The sequence below is a fragment of the Rhizobium sp. 25PS6 genome (assembly GCF_032464655.1).
GTDB lineage: Bacteria > Pseudomonadota > Alphaproteobacteria > Rhizobiales > Rhizobiaceae > Rhizobium > Rhizobium laguerreae.
In genome coordinates this window covers 1-26,129 of record NZ_JAWDIV010000001.1, presented here as the reverse complement: position 1 = coordinate 26,129, position 26,129 = coordinate 1, and the positions used below count along the sequence as shown (strand labels likewise).

General features: G+C 62.0%; 23 protein-coding genes and 1 pseudogene. 16 read left to right on the top strand and 8 right to left on the bottom strand.

Annotation, left to right across the window (positions count from 1 at the left end):
- Window positions 1-34: 34 nt before the first annotated feature.
- From paoA to RWK44_RS00095, 5 genes are read left to right on the top strand one after another with little or no spacing between them, the layout of a single operon-like run.
- Window positions 35-691 carry an aldehyde dehydrogenase iron-sulfur subunit PaoA gene (paoA, locus tag RWK44_RS00115; protein ID WP_222000408.1) on the top strand — a complete coding sequence of 219 codons (657 nt, stop codon included), beginning with the start codon at window positions 35-37 and terminating at the stop codon, window positions 689-691.
- Window positions 688-1,638 (top strand): FAD binding domain-containing protein, encoded by a 951-nt coding sequence (locus RWK44_RS00110; protein ID WP_222000409.1) that lies wholly within the window; start codon window positions 688-690, stop codon window positions 1,636-1,638. Before paoA ends, RWK44_RS00110 begins: the two co-directional genes overlap by 4 nt.
- A gap of 3 nt (window positions 1,639-1,641) precedes the next feature.
- A complete protein-coding gene (gene paoC, locus RWK44_RS00105; RefSeq protein WP_316028158.1) occupies window positions 1,642-3,840 on the top strand; it encodes an aldehyde oxidoreductase molybdenum-binding subunit PaoC in 2,199 nt (732 codons plus the stop codon).
- Window positions 3,841-3,895: 55 nt separating this feature from the next.
- Window positions 3,896-4,825 carry an XdhC family protein gene (locus RWK44_RS00100; RefSeq protein ID WP_316028157.1) on the top strand — a complete coding sequence of 310 codons (930 nt, stop codon included), beginning with the start codon at window positions 3,896-3,898 and terminating at the stop codon, window positions 4,823-4,825.
- Window positions 4,818-5,453, top strand: coding sequence for a nucleotidyltransferase family protein (locus RWK44_RS00095; protein ID WP_316028156.1), 636 nt, complete (start codon window positions 4,818-4,820; stop codon window positions 5,451-5,453). The genes RWK44_RS00100 and RWK44_RS00095 overlap by 8 nt, the downstream gene beginning before the upstream one ends.
- 99 nt (window positions 5,454-5,552) lie before the next feature.
- On the opposite strand, the gene RWK44_RS00090 is transcribed toward RWK44_RS00095, so the two are convergent.
- Entirely contained in the window at window positions 5,553-6,890 is a 1,338-nt protein-coding gene (locus RWK44_RS00090; protein ID WP_316028155.1) for an epoxide hydrolase family protein, read from the bottom strand.
- A gap of 190 nt (window positions 6,891-7,080) precedes the next feature.
- Entirely contained in the window at window positions 7,081-7,671 is a 591-nt protein-coding gene (locus RWK44_RS00085) for a TetR/AcrR family transcriptional regulator (protein ID WP_168281392.1), read from the bottom strand.
- A gap of 119 nt (window positions 7,672-7,790) precedes the next feature.
- Between RWK44_RS00085 and RWK44_RS00080 the strand changes: the two genes are divergently transcribed.
- Window positions 7,791-9,017 carry an MFS transporter gene (locus RWK44_RS00080; protein WP_222000413.1) on the top strand — a complete coding sequence of 409 codons (1,227 nt, stop codon included), beginning with the start codon at window positions 7,791-7,793 and terminating at the stop codon, window positions 9,015-9,017.
- 76 nt (window positions 9,018-9,093) lie between these two features.
- On the opposite strand, the gene RWK44_RS00075 is transcribed toward RWK44_RS00080, so the two are convergent.
- From RWK44_RS00075 to RWK44_RS00055, 5 genes are all read right to left on the bottom strand, one after another.
- Entirely contained in the window at window positions 9,094-10,008 is a 915-nt protein-coding gene (locus tag RWK44_RS00075; protein ID WP_222000414.1) for an SMP-30/gluconolactonase/LRE family protein, read from the bottom strand.
- Between the two features lie 14 nt (window positions 10,009-10,022).
- Window positions 10,023-10,973, bottom strand: a complete 951-nt coding sequence (locus RWK44_RS00070) for an ABC transporter permease (RefSeq protein ID WP_316028154.1) — start codon at window positions 10,971-10,973, stop codon at window positions 10,023-10,025.
- Window positions 10,970-11,917, bottom strand: a complete 948-nt coding sequence (locus RWK44_RS00065; protein ID WP_168281400.1) for an ABC transporter permease — start codon at window positions 11,915-11,917, stop codon at window positions 10,970-10,972. The genes RWK44_RS00070 and RWK44_RS00065 overlap by 4 nt, the downstream gene beginning before the upstream one ends.
- The gene (locus RWK44_RS00060) at window positions 11,914-13,362 is read right to left on the bottom strand and encodes a sugar ABC transporter ATP-binding protein (protein ID WP_168281402.1); all 1,449 of its coding nucleotides are present in this window, start codon (window positions 13,360-13,362) and stop codon (window positions 11,914-11,916) included. Before RWK44_RS00060 ends, RWK44_RS00065 begins: the two co-directional genes overlap by 4 nt.
- Before the next feature lie 71 nt (window positions 13,363-13,433).
- On the bottom strand, window positions 13,434-14,450 hold the full coding sequence (locus RWK44_RS00055) for an ABC transporter substrate-binding protein (protein ID WP_025396862.1): 1,017 nt from the start codon (window positions 14,448-14,450) through the stop codon (window positions 13,434-13,436).
- A 280-nt stretch (window positions 14,451-14,730) separates the two neighbouring features.
- On the opposite strand from RWK44_RS00055, the gene RWK44_RS00050 reads away from it, so the two are divergent.
- The gene (locus RWK44_RS00050; RefSeq protein WP_222000415.1) at window positions 14,731-15,969 is read left to right on the top strand and encodes a GAF domain-containing sensor histidine kinase; all 1,239 of its coding nucleotides are present in this window, start codon (window positions 14,731-14,733) and stop codon (window positions 15,967-15,969) included.
- Between the two features lie 13 nt (window positions 15,970-15,982).
- Complete coding sequence (locus RWK44_RS00045; protein WP_003562390.1) at window positions 15,983-16,705, top strand: response regulator transcription factor; 723 nt, start codon at window positions 15,983-15,985, stop codon at window positions 16,703-16,705.
- 57 nt (window positions 16,706-16,762) lie between these two features.
- Here the strand turns inward: RWK44_RS00045 and RWK44_RS00040 are convergent, their stop codons facing one another.
- Window positions 16,763-18,088, bottom strand: a complete 1,326-nt coding sequence (locus RWK44_RS00040; protein ID WP_316028153.1) for an aminotransferase-like domain-containing protein — start codon at window positions 18,086-18,088, stop codon at window positions 16,763-16,765.
- A 99-nt stretch (window positions 18,089-18,187) separates the two neighbouring features.
- On the opposite strand from RWK44_RS00040, the gene RWK44_RS00035 reads away from it, so the two are divergent.
- From RWK44_RS00035 to RWK44_RS35010, 8 genes and pseudogenes are all read left to right on the top strand, one after another.
- Complete coding sequence (locus RWK44_RS00035; protein WP_316028152.1) at window positions 18,188-19,150, top strand: nitrate ABC transporter substrate-binding protein; 963 nt, start codon at window positions 18,188-18,190, stop codon at window positions 19,148-19,150.
- Window positions 19,151-19,222: 72 nt separating this feature from the next.
- Complete coding sequence (locus tag RWK44_RS00030) at window positions 19,223-20,113, top strand: ABC transporter substrate-binding protein (protein WP_316028151.1); 891 nt, start codon at window positions 19,223-19,225, stop codon at window positions 20,111-20,113.
- On the top strand, window positions 20,110-21,039 hold the full coding sequence (locus RWK44_RS00025; protein WP_316028150.1) for an amino acid ABC transporter permease: 930 nt from the start codon (window positions 20,110-20,112) through the stop codon (window positions 21,037-21,039). Before RWK44_RS00030 ends, RWK44_RS00025 begins: the two co-directional genes overlap by 4 nt.
- On the top strand, window positions 21,036-21,815 hold the full coding sequence (locus RWK44_RS00020; RefSeq protein WP_316028149.1) for an amino acid ABC transporter ATP-binding protein: 780 nt from the start codon (window positions 21,036-21,038) through the stop codon (window positions 21,813-21,815). The genes RWK44_RS00025 and RWK44_RS00020 overlap by 4 nt, the downstream gene beginning before the upstream one ends.
- 70 nt (window positions 21,816-21,885) lie before the next feature.
- A complete protein-coding gene (locus tag RWK44_RS00015; RefSeq protein ID WP_316028148.1) occupies window positions 21,886-23,097 on the top strand; it encodes a M20 aminoacylase family protein in 1,212 nt (403 codons plus the stop codon).
- Between the two features lie 98 nt (window positions 23,098-23,195).
- Complete coding sequence (locus RWK44_RS00010) at window positions 23,196-23,675, top strand: MEKHLA domain-containing protein (RefSeq protein ID WP_316028147.1); 480 nt, start codon at window positions 23,196-23,198, stop codon at window positions 23,673-23,675.
- Between the two features lie 147 nt (window positions 23,676-23,822).
- Complete coding sequence (locus RWK44_RS00005; protein WP_316028146.1) at window positions 23,823-25,937, top strand: carboxy terminal-processing peptidase; 2,115 nt, start codon at window positions 23,823-23,825, stop codon at window positions 25,935-25,937.
- 66 nt (window positions 25,938-26,003) lie between these two features.
- Window positions 26,004-26,129 (top strand): annotated as a pseudogene (locus tag RWK44_RS35010) (alkaline phosphatase PhoX); the annotation flags it as partial.

Sequence of the window (26,129 nt, the reverse complement as noted above, 5' to 3'; positions counted from 1 at the left end):
CGGCGTTGACGCGCGCCCATGTCCAACGAGCAAGGTGGAACAGTTCATGCCAAGCCAGACACAACTGGAACTTTCCCGTCGAGATCTACTTATCTCGTCGGCCGCAACGATTGCGGTCACCGGAGCCGTCGCGCCCGCGGCGGCACAGTCCCCAGGAAATGACATGGCCTATACATCCAATACATCCAAAGTTTCCTTCGCGGTTAACGGTGAGAAGCGCGATCTCGAGGTCGACAACAGAACGTCGCTGCTCGATGCACTGCGCGAGCACCTGCATCTGACCGGCACAAAAAAGGGATGCGACCACGGCCAATGCGGTGCATGCACCGTCATGGTCGACGGCCACCGCATCAATTCGTGCCTGACACTGGCGGTCATGCACGAAGGCGATCAAATCACCACGATCGAGGGCCTCGGCCAGCCTGAAAACCTTCATCCGATGCAGGCGGCCTTCGTCAAGCATGACGGCTTCCAGTGCGGCTACTGCACACCGGGACAGATCTGTTCCTCCGTGGCGGTGCTCGAGGAGATCAAGGCGAACATACCGAGCCACGTCACCGGCGATCTTACGGCAGAGGCGGCCGTCACTCCTGTCGAGATCCGCGAACGCATGAGCGGCAACATCTGTCGATGCGGCGCCTATTCCAACATTATCGATGCCATTGCTGAAGTCGCGGGGATTAAAGCATGAGAGCCTTCACCTATGAACGTGCCTCGTCCGTCGAGGCCGCGGCCAAGGCGGCAGCCTTAAATCCTGAAACCAAGTTCATCGCCGGCGGCACCAACCTCCTCGACCTGATGAAGCTCGAGATCGAAACGCCAACGCATCTGATCGACGTCAACGGTGTCGGCCTCGACAAGATCGAACCCACGCCGGAGGGCGGGCTGCGCATCGGCGCCTTGGTCCGCAACACCGATCTTGCAGCTCATGAAACCATTCGCCGCGATTACGGCCTGATCTCCAGGGCGCTTGTCGCGGGTGCCTCCGGGCAACTGCGCAACAAGGCAACGACGGCCGGCAACCTCCTGCAGCGCACGCGCTGTCCTTATTTCTATGACCCGAACCAGCCGTGCAACAAGCGACAGCCAGGCAGCGGCTGTTCCGCTATCGGCGGCTTCAGCCGCCAGCATGCCGTCGTCGGCACCAGCGAAGCCTGCATCGCCACTCATCCGAGTGACATGGCGATCGCCATGCGGGTGCTCGATGCCGTTGTGGAAACGGTCAAGGCCGACGGCAGTCGTCGCGCGATTGCGATCGCCGACTTTCATCGGTTACCCGGCGACACGCCTGATATCGAGACCGTTCTTGAGCGCGGCGAGTTCATCACGGCGGTCTTGCTGCCACCCCCGGTCGGCGGCAAGCACATCTATCGCAAGGTGCGAGACCGCGCCTCCTATGCCTTCGCGCTGGTCTCGGTCGGAGCGGTGATCCAGCCGGACGGCACAGGACGGGTCGCCGTCGGCGGCGTCGCCCACAAACCGTGGCGCATCGAGGCAGCCGAAGCCGAGCTGCCGAAAGGCGCGCGGGCGGTGGCAGGCGTGCTTCTTGCCGGCGCCCGTTCGACCGAACAGAACCGTTTCAAGATCGATCTTGTCGAGCGCACGCTCGGCGCCGTCATTGCCGAAGCAAGGGGTTGAGCCATGCAGTTCGATACGCCAGCGACAACCAACCCGATCGACAATCTGAAGGTCGTCGGCCAGCCGATCCACCGCATCGACGGTCAGCTCAAGACGACCGGCCGCGCGATGTACGCCTATGAGTGGCACGATCCCAATATGTCCTACGCCTATGGTTATCCCGTCGGTGCGGCCATCGCCAAGGGCCGCATCACGTCCATGGACGTTTCCGCCGCCAAGAAGGCTCCGGGTGTGCTTGCCGTCGTGACGACGCTCGACATCGGCGAGCGGAAGAAGGGCAGGTTCAACACCGCCAAGCTTTTCGGTGGCGACGAGGTTCAGCACTATCACCAGGCAATCGCGGTCGTCGTCGCCGAGAGTTTCGAGCAGGCACGCGCCGCAGCCTCCCTGGTCAAGGTCGACTATGCCGAAGAAAAGGGTGTGTTCGATCTCGGCCAGGCAAAGGATTCAGCCGTCAAGCCGGATGAATCGCAGCAGCCCGATACAGCGGTCGGCGACTTCGAGGCTGCCTTCAGGTCAGCTCCCGTCACTGTTGACGCGTCTTATACGACGCCCGACCAGTCGCATGCGATGATGGAGCCGCACGCATCGATCGCGGCCTGGAACGGCGACGAGGTGACCGTCTGGACCTCCAGCCAGATGATCGACTGGTGGCGCTCCGACCTTGCAACGACGCTCGGCATCGACAAGGAGAAGATCCACCTTATGTCGCCCTTCATCGGCGGCGGATTCGGCGGCAAGCTGTTCCTGCGGGCGGATGCCGTGCTGGCCGTTGTCGGCGCGCGTGCGATTGGGCGCCCCGTCAAGGTTGCTTTGCCGCGACCGTTCATGATGAACAACACCACCCACCGGCCGGCGACGATCCAGCGGATCCGCATCGGAACCGAGCGTGACGGCAAGATCACCGCCATTGCGCACGAAAGCTGGTCCGGCGACCTTCCGGGCGGCGGACTGGAGACCGCCGTCAACCAGACGCGGCTCCTCTATGCGGGTGCAAACCGGATGACCGCGATGCGTCTTGCAACACTCAACCTCCCGGAGGGCAATGCCATGCGCGCTCCGGGCGAAGCCCCCGGACTGATGGCGCTCGAAATCGCCATCGACGAGATTGCCGAAAAAGTTGGGATCGATCCTGTGCAGTTTCGGATCGTCAACGACACGCAGGTCGATCCGGAAAAGCCGCAGCGGCCTTTTTCCCAGCGCAATCTCGTCGGCTGCCTGACGCTCGGTGCCGAGCGGTTTGGCTGGGGTGAAAGGGGAAGGCCGGGTTCCAGGCGGGACGGCAGCTGGCTGGTCGGCATGGGCGTCGCCGCTGCCTTCCGCAACAACCTCGTCCTTCCCTCCGGAGCCCGGGTAAAACTCGACCGGGAAGGCGTCGTAACGGTCGAAACCGACATGACCGACATCGGGACGGGCAGCTACACGATCATCGCCCAGACCGCCGCCGAAATGATGGGAGTCCCGATCGACAAGGTCGCCGTCCAACTCGGCGACTCGCGTTTTCCGGTTTCTGCAGGTTCCGGCGGACAGTTCGGTGCAAACTCTTCCACGTCTGGCGTCTATGCAGCCTGTGTCAAGCTGCGTGAAGCCATCGCCAAGAAGCTCGGCTTCAACTCCGAAGACATCGTCTTCGAGAATGGCGAGGTCCGCTCGGGCAATCGTTCGGTGCCTCTTGCCGAGGCCGCCGGTCCGGATGGTCTTGTCGGCGAGGACACCATCAAGTGGGGCGAGCTCACCGAGACGCATCAGCAATCGACATTCGGCGCGCACTTCGTGGAGGTTGGCGTCGACATTGCCACGGGAGAAAGTCGTATTCGCAGAATGCTCGCAGTCTGCGCGGCAGGTCGGATCCTCAACCCGATCACGGCCCGCAGCCAGGTCATCGGCGCGATGACGATGGGGGCGGGCGGCGCACTGTCCGAGGAACTGGCGGTCGACACCCGTCGCGGCTTCTTCGTCAACCACGATCTCGCCAGCTACGAAGTGGCGGTGCATGCCGACATTCCGCACCAGGAGGTGATCTTCATGGACGAGACCGATCCGATGTCCTCGCCGATGAAGGCCAAGGGCGTCGGCGAGCTTGGCCTTTGCGGCGTCGCGGCAGCAATCGCCAACGCCGTCTACAATGCGACCGGCGTCAGGGTTCGGCATTACCCGCTGACCCTTGACAAGCTGATCGGCGGCTTGCCGGATGTGGCCTGATTAGTCGGCGGCGGTCTTAAAGCCCGGACCACCGTCACTTTCTGTAGGATCTTGCATGGATCAGACACTTGCGCCCGTTGCAGCACCAATTCCCGTCAGGGCCTCGTCCACCGACGATCCTGCGGAACTGCTTCGCTTCGCGATAGACGCCCATTGCCTCGGCGCGGCGGCTCTTGCAACCCTTGTCGAAATCCGCGGTGGCGCTGCGCGGGCGCTCGGCGCTCATATGGCCGTTGCAGCAGACGGGCGGTTCTGCGGCTATGTCTCCGGCGGATGCATCGAAGCCGCCGTCGCCGCAGAAGCGCTGCTTGCCGTGAAAGACGGACGGGACCGCACGGTCAAGTTCGGCGACGGCTCGCCCTTCTTCGACATCGTTCTTCCCTGCGGCGGAGGAATCTCCATCGCTATCCATGTCCTCAAAGATGTCGGCGCTCTGCAGCATGTTCTTGATCGTCTCGAACGAAGGCAGGCACCCGGCCTTGCATATTCGCCAGAGCGGCAGACGCTTATATCGGTCGACCCGCCGCTGCGGACGTGCTGGACCGAAGGTAATTTCCTGACCGTCTATCGTCCTCGCACCCGTATCGTCCTTTCCGGACAGACGCTTGAAGCGCAGGCCGTCGCACGACTGGCCGAGGCTTCCGGCTACGACGTGATCGTCAGAGGACGGGGCGAGGGGGGCAGGGTCGCAGCCGATACCATCGATCCTTTCACCGCCGTCGTGCTCCTGCATCATGACATCGACGCCGAAGCCGCCATTCTCGAGACCGCGCTTCACTCGCCGGCGTTCTATATCGGCGCGCTCGGCAGCACCCGGACGCATCATCGGCGTGTCGAGCGGTTGACGACCTTGGGTTTCGGACAAGACGACATCCGTCGTATCAAGGCGCCCATCGGAATGTTCGGCCCAACGCGGGATGCAACCTCGCTCGCCCTGTCTGTTCTGGCTGATGTCGCCGCGGCAAGACTGGTGGCTTATGCGTAAGGCGTCGGTCGCGATCGTCATTCTCGCTGCCGGCAAGGCAAGCCGGATGGGTGAGGGCGGGAAGCACAAGCTGCTGGCCGCGTTCGACGGCGTGCCGCTCGTGCGGCGGTCAGCATTGACCGCGCTCGCTGCCGATGCAGCGTCCGTCATTGTCGTCACGGGCCATCGCAGGAGCGAGATCGAGGCCACGCTCGATGGGCTCGATCTGACTTTCATCGATAATCCCGATTACGCCAGCGGCATGGCGAGCTCACTCATAGCAGGGTTCTCATCGAGAGACGCCGACAGCGCCGAAGGCATTCTCGTCATGCTGGCCGATATGCCCGGCATTTCCACGACGCATCTCGACGCCCTGATTTCCGCCTTCCGCAACTCGGGCGGCGAGACCGTCGTGCGCGCCGTTTCACAGGGCAAGCCCGGCAATCCTGTTATCCTGCCACGTTCTCTCACTCAGGCAGTCCTCCGACTTCGAGGCGATGTCGGCGCTCGCGCTATCATCGCCACATCAGGCCTGCCCGTGCTCGATGTCGATGTTGGCGACGCGGCCTTGCTCGATGTCGACACGCCGGACGAGGTATTGGCGGCCGGTGGCGCAATGAACCGATCCGCGAAAAATACACTGAGATGAGGATGATTTGACGCAACGGTTCGAGCTCGATTCTCCGCGGCTTTGAATTCGCCACTCTCAGCCGCGGATATGCCAAGCCGTCATTCGGCAGCCGATGGATCAACGCACCGACCTGAATGCCTCTCGCAGTTCCTCAGCGAAAAGCTGGGGCTGTTCCCAGGCTGCGAAGTGACCGCCCATATCGACACGGTGGTAATAATGCAGCGTGGGGTAGGCCTCCTTGCTCCAACTCTCCGGCGCCTGGTAGATCTCCTTTGGGAATACGCTGATTGCCACCGGGATCTTGATCTCTTTGGTCTTCTGGGCGTCGGAGCTGAAGTTGTTGTTGTTGTTTTCCCAATAGAACCGCGACGAGGATGCCCCAGTGTTAGTCAGCCAGTACAATGTGATGTCATTCAGCATTTCGTCCTTGGAAAAAACACGCTCGGGAATGCCCTCGCTGTCGCTCCATTGAGCAAATTTTTCGTAGATCCAGGCAGCCAGACCCGACGGCGAGTCGGAAAGCGAGTAGCCGATCGTCTGCGGACGCGTCACCATCACGGCCCCATAGGCGGCATTCCGGCCGAAGAAGGTGCTCAACGATTCATAGGCATCCCGCTCGGGCGCCGACAGTCCCGCAGGAGCCGGGTCTCCACTGTTGATCGCCTTGGTGAGATTGCCCGGAACGGTCGCCGGCATGTTGAGATGGATACCAAGCAGGCCCTTCGGTGCCTGGCGCGCCAGCGCGTCGGAGATAACGGAGCCGTGGTCGCCACCCTGGGAAACGTAGTGCGCGTAGCCGAGCCGCTTCATCAGGATGTCCCATGCTCGCGCAACGCGGTCAGGCCCCCAGCCAAGCTCCGTCGGTTTGCCCGAAAAACCGTAGCCGGGGATGGAAGGGATGACGACATCAAATGCGTCCTCCGCTTTACCGCCATAAGCAGTCGGATCGGTAAGAGGGCCGATCGCCTTGATGAACTCGAAGGTCGAACCCGGCCAACCATGGGTCAGAATGACTGGAAGGGCGTTGGGATGACGGGACCGCACATGGATGAACTGGATATCGACCCGGTCGATCGTCGTGATGAATTCCGGAAGTGCATTGAGCTCAGCCTCGGCCTTGCGCCAATCGTAATCAGTGCCCCAGTAACGGACCAGATCCTGGACGCGCGAAAGCTGAATGCCTTGCGAGGTGTCGCTCACGGTCTCCTTATCTGGCCAACGCGTTTCGGCAATGCGCCTGCGCAGATCGTCAAGCTGTGACTGCGGAACGTGGATCTGGAACGGGCGGATCGTTTCGTCGGCCCCGATCGGCGTCGCCCGCCCGTCCGATGTGACGTCGGCGGCACTCGCTGGCACAAGGTAACCGGCTGGGAACAGCAACATTGGCCCAACCGCCATCACCATTGCTCCGCGGGCAAGCCGGCGCCAGGCGAGAATATTGTCAAACTTCTTCATGAGGCACTCCATGTTCTTGTCGCCCGGGGCGACATTTCGTGACGGAGTGATGTCTGCCGGGTCTGCGTATCTGGCATGTTTCGAGAAATGCCAAAAACGTATCAGAGTGTGGAGTGGCGGCTACACAGCGGCGGGAACGCGATCGTCAGGGAACGACCAGGCCCACGGCGCCAGAATAGGAATCAAACACCTATTTCTGCCTGCGGAGGCTGCCCAGCATAGCCTTGAAGCCCGCAACCGCCCGCTTCGAAACCGCCTCCGGATTCTCCGCATTGGCGATCCAAAGCGCCATATGGCTACTGGCGCCATTGATGAGGCGAGCGGCGGTTTCGGTGTCGATGTCGATGACCTCGCCATCGGCCTTGAGACGGTCGATGCTGCGGGAGAGGGCGGCGATACAGCCGGGGGTGTTCTGCCATTGCGAGACATCGCCGAGTACAGCCGGGCCGTCGCGAAACATGATGCGCTGGATTTCGGGCTCCAGCGCCATTTCGATATAAGCGGAGCACTCATCGACAAAGCCCTGCCAGCGCGTCGGAGCGGCGGCCGAGACCTCGTTCAGCCGCTCCGTCATTTCCGCGTCGATTTCGATGATGACGGCCTGGAGCAAGCCTCTCTTGTCACCGAAGTGGTGATAGAGGGCCCCTCGCGTCAATCCCGCTTCGCCGGTGAAATCGTCCATCGAGGCTTCTGCGTAGCCGATCGTGCCAAAGGCGCGCCGCCCGGCTGCGATCAGTTTGCCGCGGGTCTCTGCGATCATCTCCTGGCGCGGTTTGCGCATGTCTTCTCCATTGGCATACGCCGCGTATCTTTTTTCATTGACATACGGAACGTATGCATTATCTAAACGCATACGCTCCGTATATAAGTGTTCTACCCGATATCTGGAAGGATCGTCCCATGTCAAATCCGTATAAGCAAATATTCGCGGCACCTGGGGCCAAGGGCTTCTCCGCAGCCGGCTTCTTCGCACGCCTTCCCATCGCCATGGCGCCGATTGGCATCGTCGCCATGCTCTCTCAGGCACATGGCGAATATTGGCTGGCAGGCGCCGTGTCGGCGACCTATGCGCTTACCAATGCGGTGATCTCGCCGCAGATTTCGCGAGCGGTCGACCGACTGGGCCAGACGGCAGTCGTCGTTCCCACAACCATCGTATCCGTGCTGGCGTTCATCGCGCTGATCACCGCGGCCAACCAGAACTGGCCGGTGTGGACGCTGTTCGCCTCAGCCTTCCTCGCGGCGGCTATGCCAAGCATTCCGGCGCTGATGCGGGCGCGCTGGACGGAACTCTTTCGCAACCGGCCCGAGCTCAACACCGCCTTCGCGTTCGAAAGTGCTGCGGACGAACTGGTCTATATCGCCGGAGCCTCGCTGTCGGTCGGGCTGGCCGTCGCCCTATTCCCGGAAGCCGGCATGATGGTGAGCACAGCTTTTCTGGCGCTCGGGACGGCCGCCTTCATCGTGCAGCGCGGCACCGAGCCGAAGGTGCGTCATGTCGCCGGCGCGGCTTCGGTTGGCTCCGCGATCCGCCAGCGTCCGGTGCAGATCATCACGCTCGCGCTGATCTTCGTCGGCGCGATCTTCGCAACCGCTGAAGTGAGTGTTGTCGCCATCACCAAGGAGCTTGGTCAGCCGAATGCGGCAAGCCTGGTGATCGGTGTCTATGCCCTCGGTTCCTTCCTAGTCGGTTTGATCCTCGGCGCGCTTAATCTGCGCATCCCCTTGCACCGTCAGCTGCTGATCGCTGTTGCGATCCTCGCACTGACCTCGCTGCCGCTGCTCGTCGCCGGCAGTTCGGTAGCCCTGCTTGCTATCGCCGTCTTCGTAAGCGGCATCGCGATCTCGCCGACCTTTATAACGGCCTTCGGACTGATCGAGCGTCGCGTGCCGGAATCGGTGCTGACGGAAGGCGTCACCTGGGTGATGACCGGCATCGGCATCGGTATGGCACTCGGCGCCTTCGTCTCGGGCTGGGTCGTCGACAGCTATGGTCCCCAGAGCGGATTCTGGCTCTCTGCGGCGGCCGGGGCCGCGACCGTCCTCATCATTGCCCTCGGTCAGCGCACCCTCTCGGGAGAGTGCACCGGCGGGGAAGATTGCGCGATGCTGGAGCCGGCGCAGTAGCAAGGCGGGCGGTAGCAGGGAACGGCGCAGGAGGGTTCACCGGCCAACGGTTCGAAACCGTTCAAGGCGACCAACCTCACGGCACCTGCGCCCCACTCACGGCGACATAGACCGAATAAACCGACCGCGTCGCCGCGATAAACAGCCGGTTGCGTTGGGGGCCGCCGAAGGTGAGGTTGGCGACGGTCTGCGGTACGCGGATCTTGCCGATCAGCTTGCCCGTCGGATCGAAGCAGTGCACGCCATCGCCCGCGCTCGACCAGAGGTTTCCGTTCACATCTGTGCGGATGCCGTCCGGGATGCCGTTGTCGATGAGGCAGAAGACGCGGCCGTTTGCCAGCCTGATGCCGTCGATCACATCGAAAGCGCGGATGTGGCGCGGCAGGCTTTCGTCATGGCTTGCGGCCGAATCTGCCACATAGAGGATTGTCTCGTCGGGCGAGAAGGCGAGGCCGTTCGGCTGGATGAAATCCGTGACGACAGCCGCAAGCGCGCCTGTCATCGGATCGAGCCGGTAGACGTTGCGGGTTGGTTGCTCCGGCTCGGCGCGAAAACCTTCGTAGTCCGACATGATGCCGTAGGTCGGATCGGTGAACCAGATCGAGCCGTCGGACTTCACCACCACATCGTTCGGCGAATTGAGCCTGGCGCCCTCGAAACGGTCGGCGAGCACGGTGATCGAGCCGTCGACCTCGGTGCGGGTGACGCGGCGCCTCCCATGTTCGCAGGAGATCAGCCGTCCCTGCCGGTCGCGCGTATGGCCGTTGGTGAAGTTGGACGGTTGGCGATAGACGGAGACGCCGCTCTCGGGCGTCCATCGCAGCATGCGCTGGTTGGGAATGTCGCTCCAGAGCAGCTGGTTCGCGTCGTTGAACCAGACGGGACCCTCCGCCCAGCGGCAGCCGGAATAGAGCTCCTCGAGACCGGCGCTGGTCACGATCATCTGCCGGAAGCGCGGGTCGTGGATTTCGTAGATACTGGCTTCGGCCATGGCGGTCTTTCCGTTTATCGCATGCCGGCCCGGCGACCGCCGGCGAGCATGATGACGCTGATGATGATGAGCCCGGTCATGATCAGGCGGATGCCCGCGCCGAGCCCGTAAGTGTTGAGCATGGAGACGACCAGGAACATGAAGAGCGATGCACCCCAGATGCCCGGCACGTTGGAATCGCCGCCGGCGACCGCCGTGCCGCCGATCACGACGACAGCGATCGACATCAGGAGATATTCCGAGCCCATGTTGAGCGCCGCGCCGCCGGAGAAGCAGGCGAGCAGGTAGCCTGCGACCGATGCGAGCACCGCGCAGAAGAGGTAGGTGACGAAACGTGTGCCGTCGACCGGTATGCCGGCCATGCGCGCTGCCGGCATGCTCTGGCCAATCGCCGAGATCCAGCGTCCGTAGATCGTCTTCTCGAGCAGGAACCAGGCAAGCAGCGAGATGAGGAATGCCACGATCGCCACATTCGGCACGCTGAGCGCGTTCGACGTGGTGAATTCCGCCAGCACGCTCGGCGGCTTGATGCGCAAGCCCCGGTTCGTCCAGATCGCGGCGGACTGCACGATGAAGCTCATGGACAGCGTGGCGATGATCGGCGGAATGCGCAGCGCCTTGATGAGCGCATAGTTGCCGAGGCCGACGACAAGGCCGATGACGATGGCAACGAGAAGGCCGGGCAGGATCATGCCGTTTTCGACATTCATCAGCTTCAGCGCCACCGTGCCGGCAAGCGTCATGGTGGCGGGAACCGAGAGATCGATATTGCCGGGACCGAGCGTGATGACGAACATCTGGCCGATGCCGACGATGACCGAGAAGGCCGCGAAGGTGAGGGCTGCCTGCGACAGGCCGAGCGCGCTGGCGCCGAGCGTCACCATGATCGTCAGGAACCAGACGACGAAGGCGGCAAGCCACGACCAGATCCAGGGTTTGCGGAAGAGGCGAAGGAGCGGGGTCATCGGCGTTTCTCCCGCTTCTCCAGGCGGTTCAGCATCAGCCGAAGTGCCAGCACGATGATCAGGATCGCGCCCTGAGCCCCGATCTGCCAATCCGGCGAGATGCGCAGGAAGGACAGGAACGAGCCGGCAAGCGTCAGCGTCAGCGCACCGATGACGGCACCGATCGGGGAGACACGGCCGCCGATGAACTCGCCGCCGCCGAGGATCACGCCAGCGATCGACAGCAGCGTGTAGCGCAGCGCGATATTGGCATCGGCCGAGGTCGTCAGGCCGACGAGGGCGATGCCGGCGAGCACCGCGAAGAGACCGGCAAGACCATAGGCGCTCGCGCGCGCCCCGACAATCGACCAGCCGGCGCGCTCGACCGAGCGTTGGTTGCCGCCAATGCCGCGCATCAGCACGCCGAGCGACGACCGCATGACGAGAAGATGAGCGACCAAGGCGATGACGATGCTGGCGACGATCGCCATCGGCGCGAGCGGCGGCTTGACGGTCATCAACCAGCGCACCCAGTCCGGCGCTTGCCCGCCCGGTGCCGGCAGCAGCAGGACGGCAAGGCCGCCCCAGACGAAGCTCATGCCGAGGGTCACGACAATGGACGGCAGGTTGCGCAGATAGATGACAACGCCGAGCGCCGCATAGGTTGCGATCGCGCCGGCCAGGATCAGCACGCCGATCAACGGGGCATCCCGCAGAAAGGTCGCGGTGACGCAGGCGACGAAGCTGACGAAGGCGCCCATCGAGAGATCGAGATCGTTGACCGCCATCACGATCATCTGGGCGATCGTCGCAAGCGCGATCGGCACAGCCAGGTTGAACAGCAGGTTGAGCCCGACATAGCTCATGGCGCGCGGCTGCAGCCAGAAGACGGCGGCAAGCAGCAGCGTCAGCGACAAGGCGGGAATGGCAAGACGCAGGGCGTCGGACGACAGCCGGAACGTCATGCAGCAGCCCCCTCGAAGGAGGCGGCGATGATACTCGTCTCGTTGACGGCATCACCGGCAAGTTCGGTGGTGATGCGGCCTTCGCGGAAGACGTAGACGCGGTCGCAGAGGCGAACCTCGTCCATCTCGGTCGAGTACCAGATGAAGGTGCGGCCGCGCGCCGCTTCCTCGCGGATAATCGCGTAGACCTCCTGCTTGGTGCCGACGTCGACACCGCGCATCGGATCGTCCATCAGGACGACAGGTGCGCGCGTCGCAAGCGCGCGCGCAAAAAGCACTTTTTGCTGGTTGCCGCCCGAAAGCGACAGGATGCGATTGTCCATATCGGGGGTGCGGATCTCGATCCGCCGCTTCCAGTCGGCGCCTTTCGTCTCCTCTTCGTCCGCCAGGATGAGGCCGCGCCGGGAGAGGTCACCGAGCGAGGCGATGGAGAAGTTGCGCAGGATGCTCCACAGCTCGAAGACGCCGTTGAGGCGGCGGTCGCCGGCAACGAAGGTGACGAGCGGATCTCTCTCCGGCAGCCAGTTGCTCGACTGGGCGGCATGCAGGGCGAGCAGGAGCTCGGTCTGCCCATGGCCCGCCAGGCCCGCCAGTCCGATGATCTCGCCCTTGCGGGCCGCAAAGGGAAGGCCCTTTGCCTGATGGGACAGAATGAGCGGAGCGGTGGATTGTTCGCGGGCCGAGCGCTTGGTTTCCTCCTTCGCAACGGTTCCCATGGCTTCCACGAGGCCGTGGTGGTCAAAGCCCCGCGCCGGGCGCTCGGCGACAACGCGGCCGTCCTTCATGACGACGATGCGATCGGCGGTTTCGAGGATCTCGTGCAGGATATGCGAGATGAAGATGACGGACCCGCCGGTGGCGATGAAGCGGCGGACATGGTCGAGCATCTGCCTGGCAAGGCTTGCATCGAGCGACGAGGTCGGCTCGTCGAGGATCACCAAACGCGGCGCAATGCCGGCGTCGGAAAAGGCCATTGATATCTCGACCATCTGCCGCTCGGCGATCGAAAGATCTCCCACGGCCCGGCTGCTGTCGATGCCGTGGCCGGGAAAGACGGCGTCGAGGCTCGTCTGGATGATTCTTGCGGCGCGCCTTCGCCAGCCCAAACCACCGAGATGGCGATGCATGATGCGCGTGTTCTCGATGATCGAAAGGTTGGGGCAGAGCGAAAGCTCCTGGAAGACGCAGCGCACGCCGCGGGCACGCGCCGCGTTGATGCCATAGCGCTCCAGCCGCTCGCCGTCGCTCGCCACACTTCCTTCATGCGGCGCGAGACCGCCGTTGATGACGCTGACGATAGTGGACTTGCCGGCGCCATTGTGTCCGACAAGCCCGACGCATTCGCCCGGCATGACGTGGAGGGTCACGCCATCGAGTGCCCTGACCGCGCCGAAGCTCACCTTGGCGCCATCGACGGCGATCACCGCCTTCAAAACGTCATCCATGCTGCCCGCCATGCCTGCTTGCAAAAAATGCCGCGCGACCTTCTGCGGCCGCGCGGCAGTCGCCGGGAGATTTACTTTGCCGACTCGATGACCTTGATTGCGTCTGCTTGCGTGTATTCCACGTTGGCGACGCCACCGGCCTGGGTATTGGCAAGGTTGGTCTCGAGATTGTCCTGGTCGATGCGCAGGAAGGGCACGACGAGGTCCTTCTTGACTTCTTTGCCGTCGAGGATCTGTTGCGCCACCCAGAAGGCGAGCGTGGAGACGCCGGGGGCGATGGACACGGACATGGTCTCATAACCCTTCGCGTCCTTCTGCTCCTTCCACCACTTCAGTTCGTCTTCGCGGTTGCCCATGATAATGATCGGCATCTTCCGGTCGGTCGCTGCAATCGCCTGTGCGGCGCCATAGCCGTCGCCGCCCTGCGTTACCACGCCAGCGATGTCAGGAAGGCTCGGCAGGATACCGGCAACAGCCTTCTGCGCCACGTCCTGCGCCCAGTCGCCGTGAACGGAGCCGACAATCTTGAACTGCGGGAACTGCTTGACGCCCTCGTGGATGCCCGCCGAGATTTCGTCGTCGACGAAGACACCGGCAAGGCCGCGGATCTCGAGCAGGTTGCCGCCGTCCGGAAGTTTTTTCGACAAGTACTCGACCTCACTGCGGCCCATTTCCTTGAAGTTGACGGCGATGCGCCAGGCGCAGGGTTCGGTGACGATGCCGTCGAAGGACACGACGGTGATGCCAGCGTCGCAGGCCTCCTTGACCGCGCCGTTCAGCGCCGTCGGCGAGGCGGCGTTCAGCACGATGGCGTCATAACCCTGCAGGATCATGTTCTGGATCTGCGCGGCCTGCTCCGTCGCCTGGTTCTCGGCGGTGGTGAAAGGGTCGGCTGCGGCAACGGTGCCGGCCTTCACGGCTTCGCCCGTCACCTTGCCCCAGCTCGTCAGCATGGCCTGGCGCCAGGAGTTGCCGGCATAGTTGTTGGAAAGGGCGATCTTCTTGGCCGACGTGTCGGCAAAGGCGGAAACGGGCATCGCGGCGCAAGCAATAGCGGCCGATGCCAGAAGCATCTTACGGATTGTCATGTCTTCCTCCCTGATGATCGCGCTGGTCGGCGGATCGCTTCACTCCTGCCGGCCCAATTGGGTCCGAGTGAAAATTGTTCTTGCACTGAGCTTCCTCCTCTCAGTAAGGGCAGGATGCGGGAGATCGACCGGCCTGTACAGGGGCAAGGCGGCAATCCGTTTGCGGGATTTGCGCAACAAGCTGCGGGTTTACGCAAGACGGCGGCGCTTCCGCAGGCGCTTACTGCGAAGGGTCGCGGCGGGTTGAGGAGCCTGCTGCCGCCTCGGGGAGGAACTGACGATGCTGCATCTCGTACCCGCAGCCATGTTCGACCATTATCTCGGCATTTCCCGGCTGCTCGCGGGCCAGCTCGACTTCCGCTCGGCTATCCGTTCCGTCGCGGCCGAAGTCGCCCATATCATCCCGCACGACCATCTCGATGTCTGCGTGCTGCTTGAGGGCGGCAACTACCACACGGCCTATGAGACGGGCATCGAGACTGCCTGGGGCGGCCTTGCCGGCGCGCCTGTTGTCAACAGCCCCATCCGTTCGCTGCTCTGGGGCGAGGTGGATTTTTTGCTGGCGGACGACGCCATGACCGACCCGCGTTTCCACTTCGAGGGCGCCTTCAAGCGGCCGATCGTCGAACAGTTGCTGAGGAGCCGCTTGCACGTGCCGATGAAGGTGCAGGGCACGATCATCGCAGCACTCTCCTGTTCGTCGCACAGGGCGGGCGTCTATACGATGGAGGATATCGAACGCGCCCGCATCATCGCCGACCTGCTGACGCCCTATTTCTTCGCGCTGCAGGCGGCCGAGCAGGCGCAACGCTCGGCCATTGTCGAGGCAGAGGCCCGCGCCCGCGAGGAGGGTTTGCGGCAAGGTGCGCTGAAGCTTACCGAAGCTCTGGAGCAGGAGCGCCAGCGCATCGGCATGGACCTGCACGACCAGACGCTCGCCGACCTGACCCGGCTCGCCCGCCGGATCGATCGGCTGTCACGCAACGGCGAGGTGACGCCCGAGGCGCTGGAGCCCGTCTCCCGTTCTCTGCAGCATTGCATGCAGGATCTGCGGCAGATCATCGAGCAGGCAAAACCCTCCGTGCTCCAGCTCTTCGGTCTCGCCCAGGCGATCGAGCATCATCTGGACCGATCGACCCGCGACACGGGATCGGGGATCGAGTGGGGCCTTGTCGACGAGACGCACGGCGCACTGGAGCGACTGGAACCGACTGTCAGCGTCGCGCTGTTCCGGATCGCCCAGGAGGCGATCAACAATGCGGTGCGCCATGCCGCGCCACTGGCCGTCACGGTGCGGCTCGAGGCCGATGACGACCGGCTATCGATCGAAATCTCCGACGACGGAACCGGCCTCGCCAAGGCGCGGGGACGGATCGGCGGCGGCATCGACAATATGAAGACCCGTGCGCGGCTGATTTCGGCGCGGTTCATGACCGGCCCCGGCCACAACAATCGCGGGACTGCGGTGCGCGTCGTGCTACCGCTCGTACCGAACGACCCGCCGAGCGGGCCAAACTGAGGAGAAGGGCATGATGAAGGTTCTGATCGTCGAGGACGACCCGCTGCACCGGTCCTATCTGCACGAGGCGGTCAACGCGGCTCTGCCGGAATGCGACACGGTGATCGAGGCGGAGAACGGAACCGTCGGCGAGAAGCTCGCCCGCGACCACAAGTCGGCGCATATCGTCATGGACCTGCAGATGGCGAACCGCAACGGCATCGAAGCGGCGCGCACCATCTGGAAGGAGCGGCCGGAGACCCGCATCCTGTTCTGGTCGAATTACTCGGACGAGGCCTATGTGCGCGGCGTCTCCCGCATCGTGCCGGATGGCGCCGCCTATGGCTATGTGCTGAAATCCGCCTCCGACGAGCGGCTGAAGCTTGCGCTGCGCTCGATCTTCATCGAGAGCCAGTGCGTCATCGACCGCGAGGTGCGGGGCCTGCAGCAGAAGAGCCTCGGCCAGACGAACGGCTTCACCGATTCCGAATACGAAATCCTCGTCGATATCGCGCTCGGCCTCACCGACCGGGCCATCGCCAAACGTCGGGGCCTTTCGCTGCGCAGCGTGCAGAACCGCCTGCAGCAGCTCTACGACAAGCTCGACGTCTACCAGAGCGCCGGCGACGACCACGAGGACGGCCGCTTCAATCTCCGCGCCCGCGCAGTCACCGTCGCTTTCCTGCGCAAACTCCTGAACTACAGCGCTCTGGAGCGAGCCGAGGCGGAGCTGCAGGAGTGGCTTGAGGGAAAGTAGTTTCCGGACTTGCGCGGACTGACCGGGGATCAGAGAGGTGGGCTGCGGCCCTGCCTTTCACGGCGTATGAGCCAGCGCGATCGCATCGGCGGCTTCCCCACAGCGATCGCTGAGCGTGCTGGTCGCGACACGGATGTGACTGCTTGGCAGGACCGAGAATTTGCTGCCTGGATTGACGGCGATATTGCGTGCGGCGAGTGTCACCATCGCGAATGGTTCGGAGACGACGGGCACCCAGAGGCACAGGCCCTGGCCTGGCGGTATCGCTATGCCCCGTTCGCCGAGCGCATCGGCAAGAGCGTCCCGCCTCTGCTGATAGATCTCGCGCGCCTCGGCGATGAGCCGCCAGGTTGCCGGATCGCGCAGTAGCCAGGCGGTGGCACCTTGCAGGATACGGCTGGTCCAGCCGGCGCTGAAGGAGCGGTAAGACTGGATCTGATCGACGATCGGCGCGGAACTCGACAAGACCGCGAGACGCAGATCCGGGCCGAGGCTTTTCGAGAGTGAGAGGATATGGATCGTCCGCTCCGCAAATCGGCCGCCCAGCGACTGCGGAGGTGCCGCCGACACGTCGCCGACGCCGTCATCCTCGATAATAAGCGTATCGCTGTCTTCCAGCACTTCGCCGAGCTGACCGAGGCGGGATGAACTGACCGCAACGCCGGTCACGGAATGCAGCCGCGGCTGGAATAGAAAAGCCGCCGGACGTTGCTGCAATGCTTCGCGCAGCGAATCCGGCAGGGGGCCTTCGCCGTCGCAGGCGACAGGGATGATTTTTACGCCGAGGTCTTCCAGAATATCGAGCAGCCGCATCGCGGTCGGATGTTCGATCGCGACCGACGAACCCGAGGAAACCAGCGCATGCAATATCGTATAGACGGCGTTGTAACCGCCATTGGTAGCCAGAAAGGCTTCCGCCGCATAAGGCCATCGCTCTGAAACGGCGTCCTTCAACTCAGGGACGATCCGGCTGCGCTCATAGCTGTTGAGGTTATCAACGGACGCGCCATAGGCCATTGCTTCGGCGAGACGAGGAAGAAGTGCTGCATCCGGTCCGGCTAAGGTGAGGTCGAGCACACCTGCCGCATAATTTCCCGAGCTGGCAAGACGTTCCGGCTTGGCGACAAAGCGGTCGCCGCTGACCCAGGTGCCGTTGCGCCCCCGACCGCTGATGATCTTCTGCCGCCGCAATTCGCTCCAGGCTTCGGAGATCGTTGCCGGACTGACATGCAATTCGTAAGCGATATCGCGGATCGCCGGCAGGCGCGTCCCAATGGGCAGGACACCGGCACGGATCAGCGCGCTCGTTTCGAGAGCGATCCCTCTGATGCTTCGGTCGGCTATTTTTTCGGCAAACCAGGAGGCTTCGACCGTGTCGCCCATTTTTCTCTCACTTTAAATGTTCAATAACGTAATAACATTTGTACTCTCTATTTTGAACATTTAATTTGCCACTCGTCGAGCAATTTTGTGAGTTTTTGCATGCCAGTGACGCTTCGCATCGCCCTCCGGGACTGGGATTACATGACACCGCTTGTGCTCGGTGATGTCAGCTCTTCCCGTCTCCATATTAAAGTGGAACGTGTGGGCACGCTGGTCTCCAGCCTTGCCGATGATCCGACGCACGACGCCGCGGAAATGTCCTTCAGCCGCTATTCGCAGATGCGTCATGACGGCGATGATCGGGTCATTGGCATGCCGAACTTCATCATGCGCGGCTTCCGCCATCGCTGCATTATCACCGCCAAGGGCAGTCCGATCCGCAAGCTGTCCGATTTGGCCGGTAAGAACATCGGCGTGACCGGCTGGCGTGATTCCGGAAATACCTGGACCCGTGCCGCTCTGCGCCGGGAAGGCGTCGGCGTCGAGGATGCCATGTGGTATGCCGGGCGCCTGACGGAAGCTCATCCGATCGTTGACCGTCTCGATGGTTTTGGACGGCGTGGCCGCATCGAGGCTGCTCCCGGCGAGCGCCCGATGGTCGATCTCTTGCTGGATGGCGGGCTCGATGCTGTGTTCACGCCTTTCATGCCGAAAGGTTTCTTTGATCAAGAATCGCCGCTCCGCCAGGTGCTGGATGATTTCCGCGCCGCTGAAGTCACTTACTTCCACGAAGTTGGCTACATCCCGGGCATGCATCTGATCGGCTTTAAGGCTGATATCGTCCAGGAGCATCCTTGGATCATGGATGAACTCGGCGAGCTGATCGACGAGTCCCAGCGTCTGTGGCTGGAAAAGCGTGAGAAATACGCCGACACCACGCCCTGGATGATCGACGAACTGCGCCGCTGCGCGGCTGATCTGCCGCCGACCTGGAGAGCCAGCGGGCTTGCTGAGAACGAGGCAATGATCTCCGACTTTGCCGAGGAACTCTACGAACAGAAGATCATGCCGCGCCTTTTGACGCCCGCCGATCTGTTTCCGTGGCACGCCAAAGCGCGATGAACAAGGCCCGGAAACTCTTCGCAGGCCTCATCGTTGAATTACCATTTTCGCAAAACCAAAAAGGGGAATGACATGCATTCGAAACTGATCGCTTCCGCCGCTCTGCTGGGTCTGATGATGACGACGTCGGTCTTCGCCCAGGAGGCGGCCGTGCCAAAGCAGACCGTCAACGACGCTCTTCGCGCCCGCCTGCCGGAGAAGATCCGCACGGACGGCAAGATGATCTCGGTCAACAACGGTTCCTTTCCTCCCTATGAGATCGTCACCGGTACGAAACTGACCGGCGCCAGCGCCGATCTGACCGATGCGATCGGCCAGATGCTCGGCGTCGAGATCGAGCACGAAACCGTCAGCGGGTTGAGCGCGTTGCTCGCCGGCATCAATTCCGGCCGCTACCAGTTCGCCTTCGGCCCGATCGGTGACTTCAAGAGCCGTGAAGAGGCCAATGATTTCGTCGACTGGGTTCAGGAATACGTGGTCTTCTCCGTCCAGAAGGGCAATCCGAAGGCCATCACCTCGCTCGACAGCGCCTGCGGCAATCGCATTGCAGTCATGGCCGGCGGCTCCGCCGAAAAGGTGATCCAGGCCCAGGTTGAAAAGTGCAAGACCGACGGCAAGCCTGCGCCCGAAGTGCAGTCCTATACTGATCAGCCGAGCTCGATCCTGGCAGTCCGCTCCAAACGCGCCGATGCCTTCTTCTCCTCGCAGGCACCGCTGACCTATTTCGTGTCTCAGGCAAACGGCCAGCTGGAATTGAGCGGCGTCGGCCAGAAAAACGGGTTCGAGGATCTCTATCAGGGCGCCGTCGTGCCGAAGGGCTCGCCGCTCGGCCCCGTTCTGCTCGACTCGATCAAGGCGTTGATGGATAACGGCGCCTATGCCGCCATCATGAAGAAGTGGGGTCTTGAGAACAACATGATCAAGCAGCCCGGCATCAATCTTGGTGGAGCCCTGCCGAAATGAGCAACGATCGCACGACTGCTGCACCGCCTTTGGGCGGTGCAGACTTCCGGGACGTTGCCCATGCCCACAAGCCCTTTCAAACGGGCCGGCTCGTCCTATGGGTGGCCGTGCTCTTGATTGCTGCGAATTTCCTGTGGATCGTCGCTCATAACGAGAATTTCGGCTGGCCTGTCGTCGCGGCCTATTTCTTCGATCCGACTGTCATCAGCGGCCTTTACGTCAGCTTGGGCCTCACAGTGGTCGCGATGGCCATCGGCATTGTTCTCGGCCTCGGACTGGCGATCGCCCGGCTGTCGAATGACCGGCTCGCCAGTTCGCTGGCGTCGCTGTTCATCTGGTTCTTTCGCGGCACGCCGCTCCTGGTACAGCTGATCTTCTGGTACAATCTCTCGACCCTCTTTCCCGAACTTTCGATCACCATTCCGTTCGGTCCGACGCTCGCCAGCTGGGAGACCAATTCGGTGATCACGCCGATGACGGCGGCGATCGTCGGCCTGGCCTTGAACGAAGCGGCCTACATGGCCGAGATCATTCGTGGCGGCCTGCTCTCGGTCGATCGCGGCCAGTTCGAGACGGCGGAAGCCTTCGGCATGACCAAGGCGAGGGCGCTGTGGCGGATCATCATTCCGCAGGCCATGCGCTCGATCGTACCGCCGACAGGCAACCAGCTGATCAGCATGATCAAGGCAACGTCGCTCGTCAGCGTCATCGCCATGGCCGATCTGCTCTATTCCGTCCAGTCGATCTATAACCGCACCTTCGAGATCGTGCCGATGCTGCTGGTCGCAGTCCTCTGGTACTTGCTTATCACCTCCATTCTCAATCTCGGCCAGAGCTATATCGAAGCCTATTACGGCCGCAGCGAACGGCGCAACAATGCCGCTGCCGCCAAATCCGAGACCCTTGCCGAGGAGGCAAGCCATTGACCGGTGCCGAAATTGCAAAGCCTCTCGTCAGAGCCCGCAACGTCCACAAGTCCTTCGACCAGCTCGAAGTACTCAAGGGGATCGACCTCAATGTCATGCCGGGTGAAGTCGTCGTGGTGCTCGGCCCGTCCGGGTCGGGAAAGTCGACCTTCCTGCGTTGCATCAACCATCTCGAAGCGATCAATAAAGGGTTCATCGAAGTCGATGGCGAGCAGATCGGCTATCGCCTCCGCAAAGACCGGCTGGAAAAGCTCTCGAGCAACGGGATCGCCAGCCAGCGGCGCAGGATCGGCATGGTGTTCCAGCAGTTCAATCTCTATCCGCATATGACCGTGCTGCAGAACATCGTCGAGGCCCCGATTGGCGTGCACGGCGAAAGCCGCAAGGCCGCGACCGAGAACGCCCTGCGGCTTTTGGAGCGAGTGGGCCTATCGGAAAAGGCGGGCAGCTATCCCCGTCAGCTCTCCGGCGGGCAGCAGCAGCGCGTCGCCATCGCCCGCGCCCTGGCGATCAAGCCGAAGCTGATGCTGTTCGATGAGCCCACCTCTGCGCTCGACCCGGAACTGGTGGGCGAAGTTCTCTCCACCATGCGCGATCTCGCCAAACAGGGCCTGACGATGATCGTCGTGACCCACGAGATCGGTTTCGCCCGTGAAGCGGCCGATCGGGTCGTGTTCATGGACGCCGGCAATGTCGTCGAGATGGGCAAGCCCGAGGATGTCATCGGCAATCCGCAACATCCCCGGACCCAGGCTTTTCTCGCCCGTTTTCTCTGACTGGTGTCAGCTTCTGCTTCGACCCTCGGGCCGGAGTAATCGTCCTTTTCGACCAATACTGGATGTTTTCATGCCCACGCTCGACAATGCCTATGCCCGCCTTTCCGATTTCGAAGCCATGGAGGTGGCGCTGAAGGCAACACGCCAGTACCTGCATGCCCATCCGGAACTCTCCTTCGAAGAAGCGGAAACGGCGCGTTATGTCGCGGAAAAGCTGGAAGGTTGGGGTTATGACGTGACCCGCAATGTCGGCGGTCATGGCGTTGTCGCCCGCCTCAGCGCCGGCAAGGGCAGCAAGGGCATCGCCATCCGAGCCGATATGGACGCGCTGCCGATCGTCGAGGAAACCGGACTTGCCTATGCCAGCGGCACCCCCGGCAAGATGCATGCCTGCGGCCATGACGGCCACACAACAGTGCTGCTCGGCGCAGCCGAATATCTCGCCCGCACCCGCCGCTTCAGCGGCACGGTAACGTTGATCTTTCAGCCGGCGGAAGAGGCGAGCAAGAATAGCGGCGCCCAGGCGATGATCGCCGATGGCCTGTTCGAGCGGTTTCCGTTCGACGCCATCTTTGGTCTCCACAACCACCCCGGCGCTCCTGAAGGCACCATCCTGATGCGATCCGGCCCGATGATGGCGGCGTCGGACACCGTGGAGATTACCATCAAGGGCAAAGGCGGCCATGCGTCGCGGCCGCACCTGACCGTCGATCCCGTGGTCGTCGCATGCAACCTTGTCGTCTCGCTGCAGACGATCATCTCGCGCAACCTCGATCCGACCCAGACGGCGGTCATTACCGTCGGCACGATCCATGCCGGCGATGCAGTCAACGTCATTCCGGAATATGCCAAGCTGGCATTGAGCGTGCGCTCCTTCGAGCCAGGCATTCGCGACCTCCTGCAGGAACGCATCACCAAGCTGGCCCGCTCGGTGGCAGAAGGGCACAATGCTTCCATCGAGATCGACTACGATCGCGGCAATCCTGTCGTCGTCAATTCGCCCGCCGAGACGGATTTTGCCCGGATCGTCGCGATGGAACTGGTCGGCGAAGACAAGGTCGCGACGTGCCCGCTCATTCCCGGCAGCGAGGATTTCTCGCACTTTCTCGAGCACAAGCCGGGCAGCTTCCTGCGTCTCGGCAACGGCATGAATTCCGCCATCCTGCACAGCGCCAAATATGACTTCGCCGATGCCAGCCTGACGGTTGGCGCAGCCATGTGGGCAAGGCTCGCTGAACGCTACCTCCAAGATGACGCCCGAAGTCCCGGTCGCCCCGCTTGATGGCATCGCATTTGGAGCTTGCACTTTCAGTAGCGCAAAAGGATTTTGTAGCGAGACCATCACGTCAACATCTCTCGCCGCAATCCAGGATGTGTAGCATGATTGCCAACTACAACGACGCCGGGCTCGACTTGTCTTACGATCTCGAATTTTACGCACTGATGGCGGAAAGCTTCGAACGAGGCGTGGGACGCAGTCTGACGCAGGAAGGCCAGGGTGCTGAATGGCTTTACGACCAGTCGCCGGCTGTCGTCCTTGCCCACAACACCGACGCCGATCCGCGCTTCATCTACGCAAACCGCGCTGCCCAGGCCTGCTTCGAATATTCATGGGACGAGTTTATCACTTTGCCATCGCGTCTTTCGGCGGAGGCACCGGATCGCGCCGAACGTGAGAGGCTGTTGAATGCCGTGGCGGCGAATGGCTTTATCGCCGACTACCGCGGACTTCGCATCGCCAAGTCAGGGCGGCGTTTCTATATCGAAAAAGCCATCGTCTGGGATCTTGTCGACCGCAGCGGATGCCGTCGCGGTCAGGCTGCGACATTCGACTCCTGGCAAGACGTGCAGGCGGATTGAGCGCCGGCTGCGGAGACGCCAACCAGGCGCCGGATATGTCCGCAGCTTTGCAAACCATGTCGTTTGCCATTTGGTTGCCAAAAAACCATGATTGCGTCACATAGATCGCACATCGACACTCGGCATTAACAATTGGATCAACGCTGAATGCGCATAGCCTACTTTTTCCTTGGTGCATTTCTTGCAATTGCACAGTCCGCATATGCTGAAGTTGCATCACCGCCTGCTCTGGCACCTCTAAAGCGACAGGCGCAAGCCGCCGAGTTGAGCGCGCAATTTCTTTCGCGGTATAGCTACAAGCCCGTCCCACTCGACGACGCCTTGTCGGCCAGGGTCATGGATGGGTTCATCAAGTCACTTGATCCGGATCGCATGCTCTTCCTGCAAGCCGACATCGACGGATTCATGTCTGACCGCAGCGAAATCGATGATGCCATCGAGCGGAAGGACTTGAAGATCCCGTTTGCGATGTTCAAGGCGTATCAGCAGCGCGTTGTCGACCGCATGAACTATGCGCGTAACCTGCTTAAGCAAGGCTTCGATTTCAGCGCGCAGGAAGATTATTCGGTGCTGCGCGATAAAGCGCCGTGGCCGCAGTCGGAGGCCGAGAGCAATGACCTTTGGCGCAAGCGCGTCAAGAGCGATTGGTTGCGGTTGAAACTGGGCGGCCAAAACGACGCGGCCATTCGAGAAACACTCGACAAACGTTATGAAAACACGCTCGAGCGCGCTTACAAGTTCAAAAGCGACGACGTTTTCCAGTCGTTCATGGATGCCTACGCAACGTCGATCGATCCGCACACGGACTATTTCGGTACGGCCGCTTCAGCCGACTTCAATGTCTCGATGAAGCTTTCGCTGTTTGGTATCGGTGCGGTCCTGCAGGAGCGCGACGACTACACGACGATCCGCGAGCTCGTTCCTGGCGGACCGGCACAGCTGTCCGGCAAGCTCTCGGTCGGAGACCGGATTACCGGCGTTGGTCAAGGCAAGGACGGCGCGATCAAGGACGTGGTGGGCACGCGCCTTGATGAAGTCGTGCAGATGATACGCGGGAAAAAGGGTTCCGTCGTGCGTTTGGACATCCTGCCGGCAGATGCCGGAGCTGAGGGCACGCATCGCGTCATCAGCCTGGTGCGCGATAAAATCAGTCTCGACAAGCAGGCCGCCCGGAAGACTGTGCTGTCCGTAAAAGCGGGCGACGTCACGCGTAAAATCGGGATCATTACCCTGCCGGTATTCTATGAGGATTTTGAAGCCAAGCGCAAAGGAGACAAGGATTACAAGAGTGCAAGCCGCGATGTCGCCAAGCTTCTCGGCGAGCTGAGCCAAGAAAAGGTCGACAGCGTTCTCATCGACCTGCGCAACAACGGCGGCGGTTCATTGGACGAGGCGATTGATTTGACTGGCCTGTTCATCGGCGATGGTCCGGTCGTTCAGCAACGCGGCAGCGATGGCAAGGTCGAGGTCAAGAGCTCGGAGCTTGCAGCGCCTGTCTGGACAGGCCCGATGGGTGTCCTGATCAATCGCGGCTCGGCGTCGGCTTCGGAGATTTTTGCCGCGGCAATCCAGGATTACGGCCGAGGTGTGATCGTCGGCGAACCCAGTTTCGGCAAGGGCACCGTTCAGACCGTCGTCGATCTTGACCGGATCGTCCGCAACAGCAAACCCGAATTCGGGGAGCTAAAGGTGACGATTGCCCAGTTTTTCCGGGTCAACGGCGGTACGACGCAGCTGCACGGCGTGACGCCCGATATCAGCTTGCCAGGACTTTTCGATCCGGCGAGCTTCGGCGAGACCAGTTATGACAATGCCCTGCCGTGGGCGCAGATCAAACCTGCGAAGTACACGGCTGTCGACACGATCACGACGTTGCTGCCTACATTGCAAAGCCGCCACGATGCGCGGGTTGAGAGCGATCCGGACTTCCAACGCCTGATAAAAGACATTGCCGACCTCAAGGCGCAGCGCGAAAAAGGGGTCGTTTCCCTCAATGAAACCGAACGTCGCAAAGAAGCGACGGCTCGCGAGAAACGGTTCAAGGATCGAGCGAAAGCAGGGGATGGCGAGGATCTTGGAGATGACGGCCTGGAGGCAGGCGAGCGCAGCCTGAGTGCCGATATTGCCATCGAGAATGCCCGCAAGAATGCAAAAGACGTCTTGCTGGACGAGGCCGCCGCCATTCTTGCAGACCAGGCGGATCTGCAGGAAGGCGTGCTCAAGGCAGCTATAAAACAATCGGGCAACACGGACGGAAAGTAGTCGTACCGGAACGGCGCAACGGGTCCACGATCAGGATCTGCAAGCCACCGGCCCGGTTACCGCATTATCGCTGAAGGTTATGATGCCGAAATTCTGCTGCGCTGGGGCGATGCCGTGCTGCCGGGTGCCCCGCAATTCGATCCGGCGAAGCAGACGGCCGATGCACAGAACAAGCAGTTCGGCTACAACAAT